Source organism: Promicromonospora sp. MS192 (assembly GCF_049532985.1).
Classification (GTDB): Bacteria; Actinomycetota; Actinomycetes; order Actinomycetales; family Cellulomonadaceae; genus Promicromonospora.
Map to the genome: position 1 here is coordinate 5326603 of NZ_CP186693.1, position 16277 is coordinate 5342879.

The following is a 16277-nucleotide window of genomic DNA, read 5'->3' on the forward strand; positions in this document are numbered from 1 at the left end:
ACCGCCGGTCAGCCGGAGGCGCGCACCACGAGCTCGGGCACGAAGGTCGCAGAGCCGCCCGTGCTCGCGCCGTCCAGTGCGGCGAGCAGCAGCCGCGCCATGGCGCTGGCCATGTCCTCGACGGGCTGCCGCACGGTCGTGAGCGGCGGGTGGGCCTGGGCGGCGACGCTCGAGTCGTCGAAGCCCACCACGGCGACGTCGCGCGGCACGTCCCGGCCGGCGGCCCGCAGAGCCGTCGAGACGCCGTCCGCCATGAGGTCGTTCGCCGCGAAGACGCCGTCGATGTCCGGCCGGGCGGCCAGGAGGGCGCGGACCGCGGCCTCGCCGCCCGGGCGCGTGAAGTCGGCGGGGACCACCTCGGGCTCCCGCAGGCCGGCGGCGCGTACGCCGTCGAGGAAACCCTGGAGCCGGGCGTGCCCGAACGGGGCGTCGGCGGGCCCGGCGACCACCGCGAGCCGGGTGCGGCCGGCGCCCGCGAGGTGCTCGGCCGCCAGCCGTCCGCCGGCGGCCTGGTCCAGGTCGACCCAGGCGACGTCCGCCAGGTCGGTGCGGGTGGACAGCACCAGCGGCACGGCGAGGCCGGCGAGCCGCCCCGGCAGCGGGTCGGCGGAGCTGGACGTGATGAGCAGGACGCCGTCGACGTGCCCTTGCCGCACGTACCGCACCACCTGGTCGTGGGCGGGCGGGTCGGCGGGGATGATCGCGAGGTGGATGTCGCGGGGCCGCAGCACCTCCTGCGCGCCCGCCGTCACGCGGCCCAGGTACGGGTCGGTGAAGAGGCGTTCGAGGAACGGCAGCGGCGAACGCTGCTCCGGCGGCTCGGAGACCACGAGCGCCACCGAGCCCGTGCGTCGCGTCACGAGGGAGCGGGCCGCGAGGTTCGGCACGTACCCGGTCTCCTCGATCGCCCGCCGCACCACTTCGACGATCTCGGGGTCGACGGTGGGCACCTCGTTGATCACCCGCGACACGGTCGCGCGCGAGACCCCGGCCACCGAGGCGACGACCTCCAAGGTAGGACGTTGCACCCGCCCTTTATACCCCCCACCCCGCTTCGTCGAGTGCTGGGTTCTCGCCCTTTCTCGTGCCTCGAAGGGGCGAGAACCCAGCACTCGACGAACGAAGGGTTACTGGTAGACGCGGACGTAGTCGACGAGCATGCGGGACGGGAACGGGGTGCTCGCGTCCGGCGGGCCGGGCCAGTCACCGCCCACCGCGAGGTTGAGGATCAGGTAGAACTCGTGGTCGTAGACCCACGGCCCGAGCGTCGACTCGACCGTGTCCTTGTCCGCGTAGAACACGTCGCGGCCGTCGAGCGAGAACTGGATGCCCTCGCTGTCCCACTCGGCGGCCCAGGTGTGGAAGCCGTCCGAGATCTTCGACCCGTCCGGCAGGGCGTACGCCCCGCCGTAGCCGCCCCCGCCGTTGTACGCGGGGGCGTGCAGCGTGGAGTGGGCCTGGGTCGGGTTCTGGCCGATGAACTCCATGATGTCGATCTCCCCGTTGTACGGCCAGGGGCGGCCGTCGAGGAAGTCGGAGCCCATCATCCAGAACGCGGGCCACAGGCCGCGGCCCTCGGGCACCTTCACGCGGGCCTCGAACCGGCCGTACTGCGCGTGGAACGTGTTCGAGGTGTTCATCCGGTGCGACGTGTACTGCCGGCCGTCACGGTCCTCCCGCCGGGCCTCCAGCACGAAGTTGCCCTGACCGTCCTGGAACCCGTTGCCGCTCGGGGTGTAGACCTGCTGCTCGTTGTTCTGCGGCAGGCCCGCGTCGATGTGCCACTTCGAGCCGTCGGCCGCGGTGCCCGCCGGGCCGTTGAACTCGTCGCTCCACACCAGGTCGAGGTCGTCGAAGTCGGGGTCGGCGGGCTCGGCCGGGGGAGCGGTGGGCGCGCCGCCCGTGCCGTAGACCTGGAACTCCCAGAGCGAGTAGCCGTAGGGGCCGCTCCGGTCGCGCATGTGCACGCGCACGTGCCGGCCGTTCGCGTCGAGCGGGATGGTCTGCTTGAAACCGGTGCCGTTCGTGGTCGTGTGCACGGTGCGCCACGTCGAGCCGTTGTCGGAGACCTCGATGTCGAACGTCGTCGCGAACGCCGGGTCCCACTGCAGCACCACGCTGGTCACGTGCGCGGCGGCCCCGAGGTCCACGGCGATCCAGCCCTCGTCGACCCAGCCCGTGTCGGGGCTGACGGCCCAGCGGCTGGCCGGGTCCAGGTCGAAGGCCTTGTCGGGGGAGCAGAGCCAGCAGTTGCCGTCGTTCTGCGAGCTGGAGGCGCTGCCCTGCTTGCCGTAGGAGAGGAGCGAGGTGTCGGTGGGCGTGCCGCCCCCGGTGCCGAACACCTGCAGCTCCCAGAGGGAGACGCCCCACTGGGTGGCGCGCTGGGTGGCCCAGAGCCGCAGGTAGCGGCCGGAGCCGTCGACGTCGAGGCTCTGGTCGCCGCCCGTACCGGTGGTGGTCGAGTAGATCGTGGACCACGCCGCGCCGTCGGCCGAGGTCTCGATACGGAAGCCGGACGCGTACGCCGTCTCCCAGTCGAGCACGACCCGGTCGATCGCCTGGACGGAGCCCAGGTCGATGCGGATCCACTGGTTGTCGGCGGCGGCGCTGGACCAGCGGGTGCCGGGGTCGCCGTCGACGGCAGCGGCGCCGGTGCTCCAGTCGAACTCGGTGCTGGACGTGGTGACGGGCCGGCCCTGGGAGAGCGGTTCGGCGGCGGCCGAGGCGGTGGTGACCTGGGTGATCGCACCCAGGGCGAGGAGGGCCGCGGCGGTGGTCGCTGCCGCGAGCAGGCGGAGGTGTCTGCGCATCTGACGTGCTCCTTCGAACGTCGGTCTGGCACTTCGAGCGGTGTGAGAGAGCGCTCTCTGACACTGTCGCGGACATTCCGGACCCGGGTCAAGACTTTCGGCGAAGTTTGCTGACCGGGCTGTAAGTGAGAGCCGTCAGGGGCGGACGACGACCTTGCCGAACTGCGCCCCCTCGTGCAGGCGGGCGAGGCCCTCCGCGGCCTTGGCGAGCGGCACCTCGGCGTCGACCACCGGCCGCACGCCGGTGCGCGCGCAGAACCGGGCGAGCGCGCCCAGGTCCTCGCGGGTGCCCATGGTGACTCCCTGGATCCGGAGCTCCTGGAAGAAGACGCGGGTCAGCTCGGCCGGCGCGGCGTCGCCCGACGTGGCCCCGCAGACCAGCACCGTGCCGCCCGGACGCACCGAGCGGACCGAGTGGGCCCACGTCGCCTGGCCCACCGACTCCAGCACGGCGTCCACGCGCGCGGGCAGCCGCGCACCGGTCTCGACGGCGCCCGCCGCGCCCAGGGCGACGGCTCGCTCCCGCTTCTCCGCGGAGCGGGAGGTCACCCACACCTCCAGCCCCGCGGCCGCGCCGAGGGCCACCGCCGCCGTCGCGAGCCCGCCGCCCGCACCCTGCACGAGCACGCGGTCGCCCGGGGCGAGGCCGCCCTTCGTGAACAGCATCGTGTACGCGGTGAGCCACGCCGTCGGCAGGCAGGCCGCCTCCTCGAACGACAGCTCGGCGGGCTTCGGCACGAGGTTCGCCGTCGGCACGGACACCCGCTCGGCGAGCGTCCCGGGGTAGCGCTCCGACAGGAGCGACCGCGGTTCCTTCGGCCCGACGCCGTGGCCGTCGGCCCCGACGACGCCGTGCACGATCACCTCGGAGCCGTCCGGGGCCACGCCGGCGGCGTCCGTGCCGAGGATCATCGGCAGCTGTTCCTCGCGCAGGCCGACGCCGCGCAGCGACCACAGGTCGTGGTGGTTCAGGCTCGCGGCCCGGACGTCCACGGTGGTCCAGTGCTCGACGGCGGCCGGCTCGGGGCGGTCGCCCACCTCCAGGCCGTCGAGAGGGCTGTCGGGCGAGAAGCGGGTCACGAAGGCGGCGAGCATGTTCTCAACCTACTCGCCGGTGGTGCCGGACCAGCCGGCGGGCACCGTGCCGAGCCGCACCCGCTGCGGGTGGTCGCCCACGGGCACGGACGTGATCTTCCGCCCCGTCGCGAAGTCGATGGAGGTCACCTGGTCGGCCGCCGACTCCGAGACGACGCACGCCGCGCCGTCGCCGGTCACGGTGGACCAGTACGGCTTCGCGACCTCGATCAAAGGCCCCTCGGCCAGCGTGGCCCGGTCCACGACCATCGCGTAGTCGTCCATGGTTCCCGCGACGCACAGGTGCTCACCCGTGGGCTGCATGGTCAGGCCGTGGTGCCGCGAGTCGTTGACCATCTCGTCGCGGCGGCCGTCGAACACGCGCGGCAGCGTCTTGACCCGCGTGATGCGGTCGGCGGCGACGTCGTACTCCAGGAACCCGCCGAAGAACGAGACCTGGAAGTAGAGCGTCGACTCGTCGGGGCTGAACGTGGCGGGGCGGACGGCGTCGGACAGGTGGCCGAGCCCCGCGTCGTCGAGCCGGTCGCGCATGTCGATCTCGCGGACCACCTCGAACGTCTCGGCGTCGGCGACGGTGATGACGCGGTCGCCCTTGAGGAAGTCGAGCGCCGGGTCGTCCAGGTCGTTGTTCACCTCGCCGATCGACATGTTCCAGATCAGCCCGTCGGCCGTGTAGACGTTCTCGTGCGGCTTGTCGCCCGTGGGGAACGAGCCGGCCTCCTCGCCGGTCTCGATGTCCAGCACGTGCACCCGGTTGCCGGTCGAGGCCGAGACGGCGACCTGCGTCCCGTCGGGCGACACCGCCATGTGGTCGGCCCGCAGGCCCGACACCGGGAACCGCCACTCGACCTCGCCCGTGGCGAGGCTGATGGAGACGACGTCGGCGAAGCTCGGCCGGGACACCACCAGGGACGTGCCGTCGGGAGTGGTGTACATGTCGTCGGCGAACTGGTCGTGGCCCTCGCCGACGGTCTCCCGGATGACCAGGAACGCCGCCAGCCGGATCGGGTCCCGGTAGATCTCGCGCATCCGCTGCTCGCGGTCGGGGATCACGTCGATCTCGCCGACCGGGGTGAGGTCCGCGCCGGAGGACAGCACGGAGGCCGTGCCGTCCCAGTTGTTGGCGACGAACAGCACCTCGCGCGGGGGCGGGTCGGCGTGCGCGGGTGCGGAGGCGGTGGCCGCGGCGGACACCGCGAGGCCGAGCGAGGCAAGGATGGAGAGTGCACGGCGCTGTGTCACTGGACGCTCCTCTTCGTCGGGCCGGTCGGCTCCGACCAGCCCGACGAAGGGTACTGGAGTCAGGTTCAGTAACGAAAGATCACCCGGCGGACTGCTCCGTGGCGATGTCGAACATCCAGGAGATGCCGAACCTGTCCGTGAGCGCCCCGTAGTAGTCGCCCCACGGCGCGAGCTCGAGCGGCTGGCCCGGCGTCGCGCCGTCGGACAGCTTCTCGAAGGCGCCCTTGATGTACTCGTGGTCGTCCGGGCCGCCCGTCAGGGCGACGGTCACGCCCGCGGACGGCGCCACGTACTCCATGAACGACGGCGTGTCCGCCGCCATGATGGTGAGCCCGCCCGGGGTGTCGAGCTGGCCGTGCATGACGAGGTCCTTGTCCTCGTCGGGTGTGGGCATCCCCTCCATCGGGGTTCCACCGAAGGTGCTGACGTCCAGCTCGCCGCCGAGCACGGACTGGTAGAAGGCCAGAGCATCCTTGGCCTCGGACCGGAAGCTGAGGTACGGATTGAGCTTTGCCATGCCTCCACGCTAAGCCTGGCCCGGGCGGACCGCCGGATGGTTACCCGAGGAACTCACCGACCATCGGGCCGATCTGGTCGGCCTCCACGAGGAAACCGTCGTGGCCCACGTCGCTCGTCACGATCCGCAGCGGTTCCGCGCCCGGGATCCACTGGGCGAGCCGCGCGGACTGCTGGGGCGGGAACAGCCGGTCGCTGTCCACGGCCACCACGAGCGTCCGCGCGGTGACCTGGCTGAGTGCGGCCTCGACGCCGCCGCGGTCGCGGCCCAGGTCGTGCGACAGCATGGACTCGGTGAGCACGAGGTAGGAGTTGGCGTCGAACCGGCGGGCCAGCTTGTCGCCGTGGTGGTCCAGGTAGGACTGGACGGCGAAGCGGCCGCCCGAGAACGGGTCCTCGCCGCCCTGCGGCAGGCGGCCGAAGCGCTGGTCCAGCTCGTAGCCCGTGCGGTACGTCGTGTGCGCGATCTGCCGGGCGATGCCCAGGCCGGCGTGGGGGCCGTCGTCGTCGGCCGCGTCGTAGTAGTCGCCGCCCCGGAAGCGCGGGTCCATGCGGATCGCGGCGAGCTGCGGGTGCGCCCAGGCGATCTGGTCCCCGCCGGTCTGCGCCGTGGTCGCGATGGCGGCGAGGTTGCGCACCTCGATGCCGGCCTCCGGCCCCAGCAGCGCCCACTCCAGCACGCGCAGCCCGCCCATCGAGGCGCCGATGACGAGATCCCAGGATCGGATGCCCAGCTCCCGGGTCAGAGCGATCTCCACGGCGACCTGGTCCCGGGTGGTCACGTACGGGAAGCGGCCGCCCCAGGGGCGCCCGTCGTGCGCCGTGGACGAGGGCCCCGTGGTGCCCTGGCAGCCGCCCAGCGCGTTGGGTGCCACCACGAAGTACCGGTCGGTGTCGATGGGCCGGCCCGGGCCGACCATCTGCGACCACCAGCCGGCCGTCGGGTGACCGGGGCCGGCGTCGCCCACCACGTGGGAGTCGCCGGTCAGGGCGTGCAGCACGAGCACCGCGTTCGAGCCGTCGGCGTTCAGCGTGCCCCACGTCTCGTAGGCCACGCGGACGTCGGGCAGCCGCCCTCCGGCCTCGAGCTCGAACGTGCCGACGTCGGCGAACTGCCGGCGGCCCGGGTCGTCTCCCTCGCGCCACGCGCCGCTCGGCGGCACCGGCGGCTTGCTCCGGGAGCGCGAGGTCTCGACCGGTCCTGCCGGGCGCGGTGCCGTGACGTCACCGCCGGACGTGCCCTCGGGCACGGGGAACGGCACGCGCGCCGTGCGGACCTCGGGATCGTGGACGTCGGCGTCCAGGGCACCGTGAGCGGCCTCCGGGGTGGTGATGGCCATGGCTCCTCCTGCGGCTCGGGATGGTGAGCTCAGGGTGGTGAGCTCGGGGTGGGTGCCTCGCGGTCGTGCTCGCGGGACACGCCCGGGGCGGGCACCGGAGGGTTCTCCGGTGCCCGCCCCGGGCGTGGACGGGTCGATCAGCGTTCCTCGCCGAGGAGGTTCTTCGCGGCGGTGAAGCCGAGCTCCAGGTCGGCCAGGATGTCCTCCACGTTCTCCAGGCCCACCGCGAGGCGGACCAGGCCGGGCGTCACGCCCGACAGTGCCTGCTCCTCCGGCGTGAGCTGGGAGTGCGTGGTGGACGCGGGGTGGATCACGAGCGAGCGGACGTCGCCGATGTTCGCCACGTTGGAGTGCAGCTGCAGAGCCGAGACGAAGGCCTGGCCCGCCTCGGTACCACCGTCGAGCTCGAAGGCGAGCACGGCACCCGCACCCTTCGGCGCGTACTTCTGGGCGTTGCCGTACCAGGGCGAGCTCGGCAGGCCCGCGTAGTGGACGCCGCGGACGTCGTCCCGGGCCTCCAGCCATCCTGAGACGTGCTGGGCGTTGGCGACGTGCCGCTCCACCCGCAGGGACAGGGTCTCCAGACCCTGGGCCAGCAGGAAGGCGTTGAACGGGGAGATGGCCGCGCCGAGGTCGCGCAGGAGCTGGACGCGCGCCTTGAGCACGAACGCCAGGTTGGCGCCCAGTGCGCCGTCGACGCCGAGGTCGCGCGCGAACACGAGCCCGTTGTAGCTCGGGTCCGGCGTGTTGAAGCCGGGGAACCGCTCGGGGTCGGCCGCGAAGTCGAACCGGCCGCCGTCGACGATCACGCCGCCGATCGCGCTGCCGTGGCCGCCCAGGTACTTGGTCGCGGAGTGCACCACGATGTCGGCACCGTGCTCGAACGGGCGGATGAGGTACGGCGTCGCGACGGTGTTGTCCACGATGAGGGGCACACCGGTCTCGTGGGCCACACCGGCGACGCCCTCGATGTCGAGCACGTCCGAGCGCGGGTTGGGGATGGTCTCGCCGAAGAATGCCTTGGTGTTCGGGCGGACGGCGGCGCGCCACGCGTCGAGGTCGTGCGGGTCGTCCACGAACGTGGTCTCGATGCCGAACTTGGGCAGCGTGTGGTGCAGCAGGTTGTAGGTGCCGCCGTAGAGGCTCGCGGACGCGACGACGTGGTCGCCGGCCTGCGCCAGGTTGAGGATCGCGAGCGACTCCGCGGCCTGGCCGGAGGCGACCAGCAGGGCGCCGACGCCGCCCTCGAGGCTGGCGATCCGGTCCTCGACCACCTGCTGCGTGGGGTTGCCGATGCGGGTGTAGATGGGGCCGAGGTCCTTCAGCGCGAACCGTTCCGCCGCGACCCCGGCGTCGGGGAACACGAACGACGTCGTCTGGTAGATCGGCAGCGCGCGGGCGCCGGTGGCGGGGTCCGGCTCCTGGCCGGCGTGGATCTGGCGGGTCTCGAACGACCACTGGGGCTGCGTCATGGCTCTCCTGCTTCCTGGCTGTGGTGGCGGTGCATCGGGCGGACTGCTTCTGGCTGGCGGGCAGAGACGTGCCGCGGCGTGCCCCCAGGGGGCCTGCGCATCAGGAGGTGGGTCCGCGGCGGGTTGGCGCGCACGCGGATGTCCGGCCGGACGGCCGAGGGCAGGCGAACGTGCGCTGGGTCAACAACACATTCGACGAGTCATGGGTGAGACCGTAGACGGCCGCGAGCGGGGCCGAAACCCGTGTCTTGTATTTTGAGATTCGAAAATGAGACGGCCGCCGGCTCGCGGGGTGCTGGCGCGCCCTTGGTGCACCGTTTGCCTTCCGGTAGCGCGAACCGGCGCCGTGGGTCACATTGGTCGATGACATCGGAGTGATTCACGGGATCTGCGCAAGGCGACACGCCGGGAGCGCGCCGATCGGAAGGGGGATCATGGGACAGGTTCGACACGGGAGCGGCCACGGCGCGGTGCTGGTGATGCGTGCGCTCGCGGCGGCGGTGCTCGCACTCGGGCTGGTGATTCCCTGGGGCCCGGTGGCCAAGGCCGATCCGCCCGCGGACCCGCCGTCGGCACCCTCCGAGCAGGAGGCGCAGGCCGCCCGTGACGCGGTCGCGGCCGGGACCCTCGACGTCCGGCAGGCCGAGGCGGCGCTCGTCGCGCTCCGCACCGAGCTCGAGGCGGCCCAGGTGCGGGTGCAGATGGCCGCGGCCGACTACGCCGAGGCGCAGCAGGCCGTCCAGGAGGCACAGCGGGAGGTGGCCGAGGCCCGCGCGGCGGCCGAGAAGGCGCACGCCGGCGAGGTGGCCGCCCGCGGGAGCCTGGCGGAGGTCTATCGCGCCTCTGCCCGCGACGACGGCCTGGGGTCGCTCGGTGTCGCCCTCGAGGCCGAGTCGGTGCCGGACATGGTGGGGCGCAGCGCCGCCGAGCGCGCGGTGCAGCGCAAGCTCGGGGGGTCGCTGGCCGAGTACCAGGAGGCGCGGGCGGCCTCGGAGTCCGCCGACGCGCGGTGGACGGCGGCCAAGGCCCACCGGGACGCCGCCGCGGCCCAGGCGGAGTCGGCGTTCGACGCGGCGCAGACGGCCGCCGCCGACCTCGCCGCGCGGACGCAGGCCGCCGAGGTCCAGCGGCAGGCCCTCGTCGAGCGGCTCGCGCAGCTGCGGCGCACGAGCGTGGAGATCGAGCGGCAGCGGGAGGAGGCGCGGGCCGCGGCCGAGGCTGCCGCCCGGGAGGCCGCCGCGAAGGCGGAGCTCGAACGGCAGCAGGCGGCCAGGGAGGCCGCGGAGGCGGCGGCCCAGGAAGAGGCTGCCGCATCGTCGGGGGACGAGGAGGCCTCCGGTGCGGAGGGCCCGGACGGCCCCGGGGCGGGTGACACGGCCTCCTCGGCCGAGGGCTCGTCGGGCGGATCGGTCGCCCCACCGGCGCCGCCGGTCGTCGTCGGCCCGCCCACGTCCGGGGTGTCCACCGGGTCCGCGGACCGCGGCTACGGTGCGGTGGCCTGGGCGCGGACCCGGATCGGGGCGCCCTACCTGCTCGGTGCGGCGGGGCCCACCGCCTACGACTGCTCGGGCCTGACCATGATGTCGTGGGCGAGCCAGGGCGTGGACATCACGCGGACGTCGCGGTCGCAGTACCTCGCGGTCGGCAAGGTCGGGTACGACGCCCTCCGGCCGGGTGACCTCATCTTCTACGGTTCGAACCCGGCAGACCCGTCGTCGATCTACCACGTCGCGATGTACTCGGGCAGCGGCATGATGATCGAGGCGACGCTGCCCGGCTACCCGCTCGCGGAGAACCCGCTGCGCCTGTCCGGCGCGATGCCCTACGCGGGCCGCCCGTAACCGCCGGCCCCGCCGAGCCTGCCGACCCCGCCGAGACAGAGCCGGGGCGGAGCGACCCGCTCGGTCGCTCCGCCCCGGTCCCGTCTCGCCCCGGTCCCGTCTCGCCCCCAGGTCCGTCTCGGCGCGTCGGGCTCAGTGCTTGTCGTAGTAGCCCGTGTCCTTGGCGCGCTGGATCGAGCGCACGATCTCGGCCTCGGCGTCCGCGCGGCCCACCCAGTGGGCGCCCTCGACCGACTTGCCCGGCTCGAGGTCCTTGTAGACCTCGAAGAAGTGCTGGATCTCCAGGCGGTGGAAGTCCGAGACGTCGTCGATGTCCTGGCGCCACGCGGCACGCTGGTCACCCGTCGGCACGCACAGCACCTTGTCGTCACCGCCGGCCTCGTCCCGCATGCGGAACATGCCCAGCGCGCGGCACTTGATCAGGCAGCCGGGGAAGGTCGGCTCCTCCAGCAGGACCAGTGCGTCCAGCGGGTCGCCGTCCTCGCCGAGGGTGCCCTCGATGAAGCCGTAGTCGTCGGGGTAGCGCGTCGAGGTGAAGAGCATGCGGTCGAGGCGGATGCGTCCGGTCTCGTGATCCACCTCGTACTTGTTCCGCTGACCCTTGGGGATCTCGATCGTGACGTCGAACTCCACGCCGATGTGCTCCAGTTCTCGAAGATGGTCGCCGAAGTGACTTACCGCGGCGGCGGCCTTGCGCCCGTCCAGTGTGCCACGGGTCCTGTGTCCCGACCGTGACCTGTGGTCAGGACCACTCTCCGTGTTGGGCATAATTCGCAGCGTGCGCGTCGCGCGCGTGAGCCACGCGCGCGAGCGGGTGAAATTTCCCGCGGATCGACCTCGCCGTACCGGTCACCCGGTTTGCCGCGACTAGAGTTGCAGATGGCTCTTACGTGACGATCGAGAGGATGCCCATGGAGTGGGGGTTGCGCTCCGGCGCTGCCGTCGCCGCGGTCGTCGCGCTGTTCGGCGGGTACCTCGTCGCCGACGCCTACGACATGGTCCCCGGCATGCTCACCACGGCCGAGCCGTGGCCCGAGCCCAACCCCTTCCCGACGGCTCCCGGAGCGGTCGAGGGTCCCGCCCCCGCCGCGCTCCTGAGCGGCCTGCCCGACGACGCCCCCGTGCCCGACAGCGTGGAGATGCAGCGGCTGGTCTCGGGCCTGGCCAAGGACAAGCGGCTGGGTTCGCGCGTCGGCGTCGTGGTGGCCGACGGGGCGTCGGGCGAGGTGCTGGGCTCCTCCAGCCCCGACAAGCTGATGACCCCTGCCTCCACGCAGAAGCTGTTCACCGGCGTCGCCGCGCTGTCGGCGTTCCCCGCGGACTCCACGCTGGACACCAAGGCGGTGCTCGTCGGTGACAACACCGTCGTGCTCGTGGGTGCGGGGGACATGATGCTCGCGGCGGGCCACGGCGACCCGGACGCCGTCAACGGCCGCGCCGGGCTCGCCGACCTCGCCCAGCAGGTCGCCGCCCGGGTCAAGGTCACCGGCACCACCCAGGTGCGCGTCGCGCTGGACGACACGCTCTTCACCGGCGACGACATCGCGCCGACCGTGGCCAGCCCCGACATCGCGGCCGGGTACATCGCCCCCGTCTCCTCCCTGGGCGTCAACGTGGGCCTGCTGTCCGACGGGTACAGCGACAACGGGCCCCGCGCGTCCGACCCCGGCAAGTACGCCGCCGAGGCCTTCGCCGCGGCGCTGGAGGACGAGGGCCTCACGACCGCGGGTGCCGTGGTCGACGAGACCGCGCCTGCCGACGCGCAGGTGCTCGGCCAGGTCAGCTCGGCGCCGCTGGGCGACGTCGTCGGGTTCGCCATGCAGTACTCCGACAACACGATCACCGAGGTGCTCGGGCGCCTCGTCGCCGTGGACGCCGGGCTGCCCGGCTCGAACGACGGCGCGACGCAGGCCGTGATCACCGCCGCGAAGGGGCTCGGCGTCGACATGACGGGCGCGCGGCTGCGCGACTGCTCGGGGCTCGGTGACGGGTCTTACCTGAGCTCCGAACAGCTCGTGGACCTGCTGGAGGTCATGGTCGACCCGGCCCACCCGACCCTGCGCAGCGAGGCGGTGGGCATGCCCGTCGCGGGCCTGTCGGGCACCCTCGACACCAGCCACGGCCGGTTCTCCGGCGACAACCCCGCCCGCGGCCTGGCCCGCGCCAAGACGGGGAGCCTGCCCAAGGTCCGGGCGCTCGCGGGCACGGTGGTCACGGCCGACGACCGGCTCCTGGTCTTCTCGATCCTGGCCGACGCCATCCCGGCCGACAAGACCGTGGGCGCCACCTGGATCTACGACGACTTCGTGGGTCAGCTCGCGAGCTACAGCGCGCTCCCGGCCCAGGGCGGCTGACGCGGCCCGGGCCGTGACCGTTACCGTGGTCCGGTGACCCAGGCCTCCACCGCCCCGCAGGTCGTCGACTGGACGGCGGCAGCACAGATCGCCGGGCGCCTCTCGCCGCCCGGTCCCCGGGCTCCCCGGGAGGAGCTCGCCGCCCTGGTGAGCGGATTGCGCTCGGCAGCGGGGAACGCCGTCGGGCACGTGCTGGAGACCACGCGCATGCAACCGGCTGCAGGGGCGGGTGAGGCGCTGAGCCCGGTCGCCGTCGTGGACCGCGCCACGTGGGCACGCGTCAACACGCAGTCCATGGCCGTCATGACCGACGGGCTGGGCGCCGTCGTCGCCGAGATCTCGAAGGGCGCCACCTCCGCCGGGGCCCAGCTCGCCGGCGCCGCGGAGATCGGGGCGGTCCTCGCGCTGCTCAGCGGCCGGGTCCTGGGCCAGTTCGACCCGTACTCCGGTCCCGGCCGGCTCCTGCTCGTCGCGCCCAACGTGCTCCAGGCCGAGCGCGCGCTGCACGTCCCCGTCCGGGACTTCCGGCTCTGGGTGTGCCTCCACGAGCAGACGCACGCCCTGCAGTTCGCCGCGGCGCCCTGGCTCGCCGAGCACCTCAGCGGCCGCACGCGGCACCTGGTGGCCGGGATGGCGCGCACGTCCGCGGAGCTGGCCAAGGCCCGGTTCGACAAGAAGGTCGTGGCGATCGGCCGGTCCGTCCTGGACGCCCTGCGAGGCGACGGCGGCACCCTCATGGACGGCATGCTCACCCACGACCAGAAGGCCGAGCTCGCCGACATCACCGCCGTCATGGCCCTCCTGGAGGGGCACGCCGACGTGATGATGGACGCCGTCGGGCCGCGCGTGGTGCCCTCGGTGCGGCGCATCCGCGCACGGTTCGAGCGCCGGCGCGACGGCGAGGGGCGCAACACCTTCGACGTGGTGATCCAGAAGCTGCTCGGCATGGACGCCAAGCTCGCTCAGTACCGCGACGGGGCGGCGTTCGTGCGTTCCGTGGAACGGGCCGTGGGGCGCGACGGGCTGAACGCCGTGTGGGCCGCCCCGGAGAACCTGCCGAGCGCCCGCGAGATCGCCGATGCCCGGGCATGGGTGCGGCGGGTGCACGGGTGACGAGGGGACGCTGATGAGGGTTCGGGGCGCCGTGCCGGACTGCCGGGTGGCTGCGGGCGGCCGTGCGCCGGTCCGCCGGGTGGCGGCGGCCGGCCGGGCGCCGGTCCGCCGGGTCGTGCCCGACGGCGGGAGGCGCTGACGTGGCCCGCGTCGACCCGGCCGTCGCCGCGGCCCGGAACGCTGTCCGGGCGGTGCTGGCGGAGCTCGGCCCGGACGAGCTCGTGCTGGTCGCATGCTCCGGCGGGGCCGACAGCCTGGCGCTCGCGGCGGTCACGGCGTACGAGGCCCGGCGGGTCGGCCGCTCCGTGCGCTCGCGGGGGTACGCCGTGCGGGCGGGCGCGGTGATCGTGGACCACGGTCTCCAGCCGGGCTCCGCGCAGATTGCCGAGCGCGCGGCCGCGCAGTGCCGCGCCCTGGGCCTGTCCCCGGTGCTGATCCGCCCCGCGGCCTGGCGGCCCGGCCCGCCGCCGGCTGGGTCTGCCCCGGCGGCCGCCGACCGGGCTGGTGTGGACGGGGCGGGTGCGGACGTGGCGAGTGTGGACGTGGCGGGTGTGGACGGGGCGGGTGCGGACGGGGCTCGTGTGGACCGGGCTGGTGTCGAACGTGGGGAAGCTCGCTCCATGGCGGCTCATGGGGCGACGGTGTCTACGTTCGGCTCGGACGGACCCGAGGGGGAGGCCCGGGAAGCTCGGTACGGCGCCATCGAGGGAGTCGCCGGGGAGGTGGGGGCGCGGATCGTGCTGCTCGGGCACACCCTCGACGACCAGGCGGAACAGGTGCTGCTGGGCCTCGCCCGGGGCGCCGGGGCCCGGTCGCTGGCCGGCATGCCCCGCGAGCGCGGCATCTTCCGCCGGCCGTTCCTCGGTCTGCGGCGGGTGCAGACCGAGGCGGTGTGCGCCGCGCACGGGCTGGACTTCTGGACGGACCCGACGAACCTGCTGCCCCCTGCTGATTTCCCGTCGGGGGCCGGTGACGCTGCTGACTTCTCGCCGGGGGGCGGTGAGGTTGCTGGTTCCTCGCCGGGAGCCGGTGACGCTGCTGATTTCCCGCCGGGGGCCGGCGACGCTGCTGACTTCCCGTCGGGGGGCGGTGAGGTTGCTGGTTCCTCGCCGGGAACCGGTGACGCTGCTGACTTCCCGCCGGGGGCCGGCGATGCTTCGCGCCCCGATCGGTCCCTTGCTGATTCCCCACGGGCAGATCGGTCGGTTGCCTCGAGATCGGTCCATCGGGCGACCGATCTCGAGGCAATGGACCGAAGCCGCACGCAAATGCCAGCAAGGAACCGACCGGGCAGTGCGGACCGGGCGTTCGTGCCGCTGCGGTCGCAGGTGCGCGGGCGGGTGCTTCCCGTGCTGGAGGAGACCTTGGGCCCCGGTGTGGCAGAGGCGCTCGCGCGCACCGCGGACCAGCTCCGCGACGACGCCGACCTGCTGGACGCGCTGGCCGCCAACCTCCTGGAGCGGGCTGGTGTCGACGCTCCGGAACCCGCCCACGGCACCGCGGAACCTGCCCACGCTGCCCCGGAACCTGCCCTCGACACCGTGACGCCCACCTACGGCACACCCACCTACGGCACACCCACCCGCAATACCTCGGCACGCGCCCGCGACACCCCGGAACCCGCCCACACCAAGGACCTGACCCTCGACGCCACCCTGCTCCACGACGCCCACCCCGCGCTGCGCCGTCGTGCGCTGCGGCTTGCCGCGCTCGCCGTCGGCTGCCCGCCGTCGGACACCTCCGCGCGGCACGTGGACGCCCTGGACGCGCTCGTCGTGGCGTGGGCCGGTCAGGGGCCGGTCCACCTGCCGGGTGGCGCACGGGCCCGTCGCGCGTGTGGCAGGCTTTTCCTGCGCGCCGCGCCGACCGACGTACCGGACGGCAGGACCGGCGTCCGGCCCCCCAGCACAACCCAGGAGTGACCCGTGGACCAGTCCGACGTCGGCACCGACCTCGCAGAGGTGCTGCTCACCGAGGAGCAGCTCACCAAGAAGCTGGACGAGATGGCAGCCCAGATCGACGCGGACTACGCGGGCAAGGACCTGCTCCTGGTCGGTGTCCTCAAGGGTGCGGTCATGGTCATGGCCGACCTGTCCCGGCGCCTGCACCACCCGGTCCAGATGGACTGGATGGCGGTGTCGTCGTACGGGTCGGGCACCAAGTCGTCGGGCGTGGTCCGCATCCTCAAGGACCTCGACGCCGACCTGACGGGCCGTAACGTGCTCATCGTCGAGGACATCATCGACTCGGGGCTCACACTGTCCTGGCTCGTGTCGAACCTGCGCTCGCGCGGTCCGGAGTCGGTCGAGATCGCCTCGATGCTGCGCAAGCCCGACGCCGCGCAGGCCGACGTCGAGGTCAAGTACCTCGGGTACGACATCCCCAACGAGTTCGTCGTGGGGTACGGCCTCGACTACGCCGAGAACTATCGGAACCTGCCGTTCGTTGCCACCCTGGCACCGCACGTCTACGGGGGCTGAGATACCAGCACCTG

The 16277-nt window shown here is 73.2% G+C and carries 13 protein-coding genes and 1 pseudogene; 6 read left to right on the plus strand and 8 right to left on the minus strand.

What is annotated here, in order from left to right; genetic code table 11:
* Window positions 1–8: 8 nt before the first annotated feature.
* From ACO229_RS23865 to ACO229_RS23895, 7 genes are all read right to left on the minus strand, one after another.
* Entirely contained in the window at window positions 9–1028 is a 1020-nt protein-coding gene (locus ACO229_RS23865; RefSeq protein ID WP_423462994.1) for a LacI family DNA-binding transcriptional regulator, read from the minus strand.
* Between the two features lie 99 nt (window positions 1029–1127).
* Complete coding sequence (locus ACO229_RS23870) at window positions 1128–2810, minus strand: discoidin domain-containing protein (RefSeq protein ID WP_423462995.1); 1683 nt, start codon at window positions 2808–2810, stop codon at window positions 1128–1130.
* Between the two features lie 135 nt (window positions 2811–2945).
* Entirely contained in the window at window positions 2946–3905 is a 960-nt protein-coding gene (locus ACO229_RS23875; RefSeq protein ID WP_423462996.1) for a zinc-binding dehydrogenase, read from the minus strand.
* A 9-nt stretch (window positions 3906–3914) separates the two neighbouring features.
* A complete protein-coding gene (locus ACO229_RS23880; RefSeq protein ID WP_423462997.1) occupies window positions 3915–5147 on the minus strand; it encodes a YncE family protein in 1233 nt (410 codons plus the stop codon).
* A gap of 79 nt (window positions 5148–5226) precedes the next feature.
* Window positions 5227–5664, minus strand: coding sequence for a VOC family protein (locus ACO229_RS23885; RefSeq protein ID WP_397432257.1), 438 nt, complete (start codon window positions 5662–5664; stop codon window positions 5227–5229).
* A 40-nt stretch (window positions 5665–5704) separates the two neighbouring features.
* Window positions 5705–7003: a homoserine O-acetyltransferase MetX gene (gene metX / locus ACO229_RS23890; RefSeq protein WP_397413314.1), complete on the minus strand. Its 1299-nt coding sequence runs from the start codon at window positions 7001–7003 to the stop codon at window positions 5705–5707.
* 137 nt (window positions 7004–7140) lie between these two features.
* Window positions 7141–8475 (minus strand): bifunctional o-acetylhomoserine/o-acetylserine sulfhydrylase, encoded by a 1335-nt coding sequence (locus ACO229_RS23895; protein ID WP_423462998.1) that lies wholly within the window; start codon window positions 8473–8475, stop codon window positions 7141–7143.
* 434 nt (window positions 8476–8909) lie between these two features.
* Between ACO229_RS23895 and ACO229_RS23900 the strand changes: the two genes are divergently transcribed.
* Window positions 8910–10316: a C40 family peptidase gene (locus ACO229_RS23900; protein ID WP_423462999.1), complete on the plus strand. Its 1407-nt coding sequence runs from the start codon at window positions 8910–8912 to the stop codon at window positions 10314–10316.
* A gap of 132 nt (window positions 10317–10448) precedes the next feature.
* Here the strand turns inward: ACO229_RS23900 and ACO229_RS23905 are convergent, their stop codons facing one another.
* Window positions 10449–10949 (minus strand): inorganic diphosphatase, encoded by a 501-nt coding sequence (locus tag ACO229_RS23905; protein WP_119141774.1) that lies wholly within the window; start codon window positions 10947–10949, stop codon window positions 10449–10451.
* Between the two features lie 257 nt (window positions 10950–11206).
* Between ACO229_RS23905 and dacB the strand changes: the two genes are divergently transcribed.
* The 5 genes and pseudogenes from dacB to hpt all read left to right on the plus strand — a co-directional run bounded on the left by dacB (window position 11207) and on the right by hpt (window position 16263).
* Window positions 11207–12670 carry a D-alanyl-D-alanine carboxypeptidase/D-alanyl-D-alanine endopeptidase gene (gene dacB, locus ACO229_RS23910; RefSeq protein ID WP_397413320.1) on the plus strand — a complete coding sequence of 488 codons (1464 nt, stop codon included), beginning with the start codon at window positions 11207–11209 and terminating at the stop codon, window positions 12668–12670.
* Window positions 12671–12703: 33 nt separating this feature from the next.
* Entirely contained in the window at window positions 12704–13783 is a 1080-nt protein-coding gene (locus ACO229_RS23915; RefSeq protein ID WP_423463000.1) for a zinc-dependent metalloprotease, read from the plus strand.
* Window positions 13784–13923: 140 nt separating this feature from the next.
* A pseudogene (locus tag ACO229_RS23920) lies at window positions 13924–14727 on the plus strand (tRNA lysidine(34) synthetase); the annotation flags it as partial.
* The gene (locus ACO229_RS23925; RefSeq protein WP_423465340.1) at window positions 14722–15705 is read left to right on the plus strand and encodes a TilS substrate-binding domain-containing protein; all 984 of its coding nucleotides are present in this window, start codon (window positions 14722–14724) and stop codon (window positions 15703–15705) included. The pseudogene ACO229_RS23920 and the gene ACO229_RS23925, both read left to right, overlap by 6 nt.
* A gap of 3 nt (window positions 15706–15708) precedes the next feature.
* On the plus strand, window positions 15709–16263 hold the full coding sequence (gene hpt, locus ACO229_RS23930) for a hypoxanthine phosphoribosyltransferase (RefSeq protein ID WP_397413324.1): 555 nt from the start codon (window positions 15709–15711) through the stop codon (window positions 16261–16263).
* The last annotated feature ends 14 nt before the right edge of the window (window positions 16264–16277 follow it).

Excerpts from the sequence above, each read along its gene's own strand:
- ACO229_RS23870 (WP_423462995.1), bottom strand. The coding sequence starts at position 2,810 with ATGCGCAGACACCTCCGCCTGCTCGCGGCAGCGACCACCGCCGCGGCC.
- ACO229_RS23875 (WP_423462996.1), bottom strand. The coding sequence starts at position 3,905 with ATGCTCGCCGCCTTCGTGACCCGCTTCTCGCCCGACAGCCCTCTCGAC.
- ACO229_RS23885 (WP_397432257.1), bottom strand. The coding sequence starts at position 5,664 with ATGGCAAAGCTCAATCCGTACCTCAGCTTCCGGTCCGAGGCCAAGGAT.
- metX (WP_397413314.1), bottom strand. The coding sequence starts at position 7,003 with ATGGCCATCACCACCCCGGAGGCCGCTCACGGTGCCCTGGACGCCGAC.
- ACO229_RS23895 (WP_423462998.1), bottom strand. The coding sequence starts at position 8,475 with ATGACGCAGCCCCAGTGGTCGTTCGAGACCCGCCAGATCCACGCCGGC.
- ACO229_RS23900 (WP_423462999.1), top strand. The coding sequence starts at position 8,910 with ATGGGACAGGTTCGACACGGGAGCGGCCACGGCGCGGTGCTGGTGATG.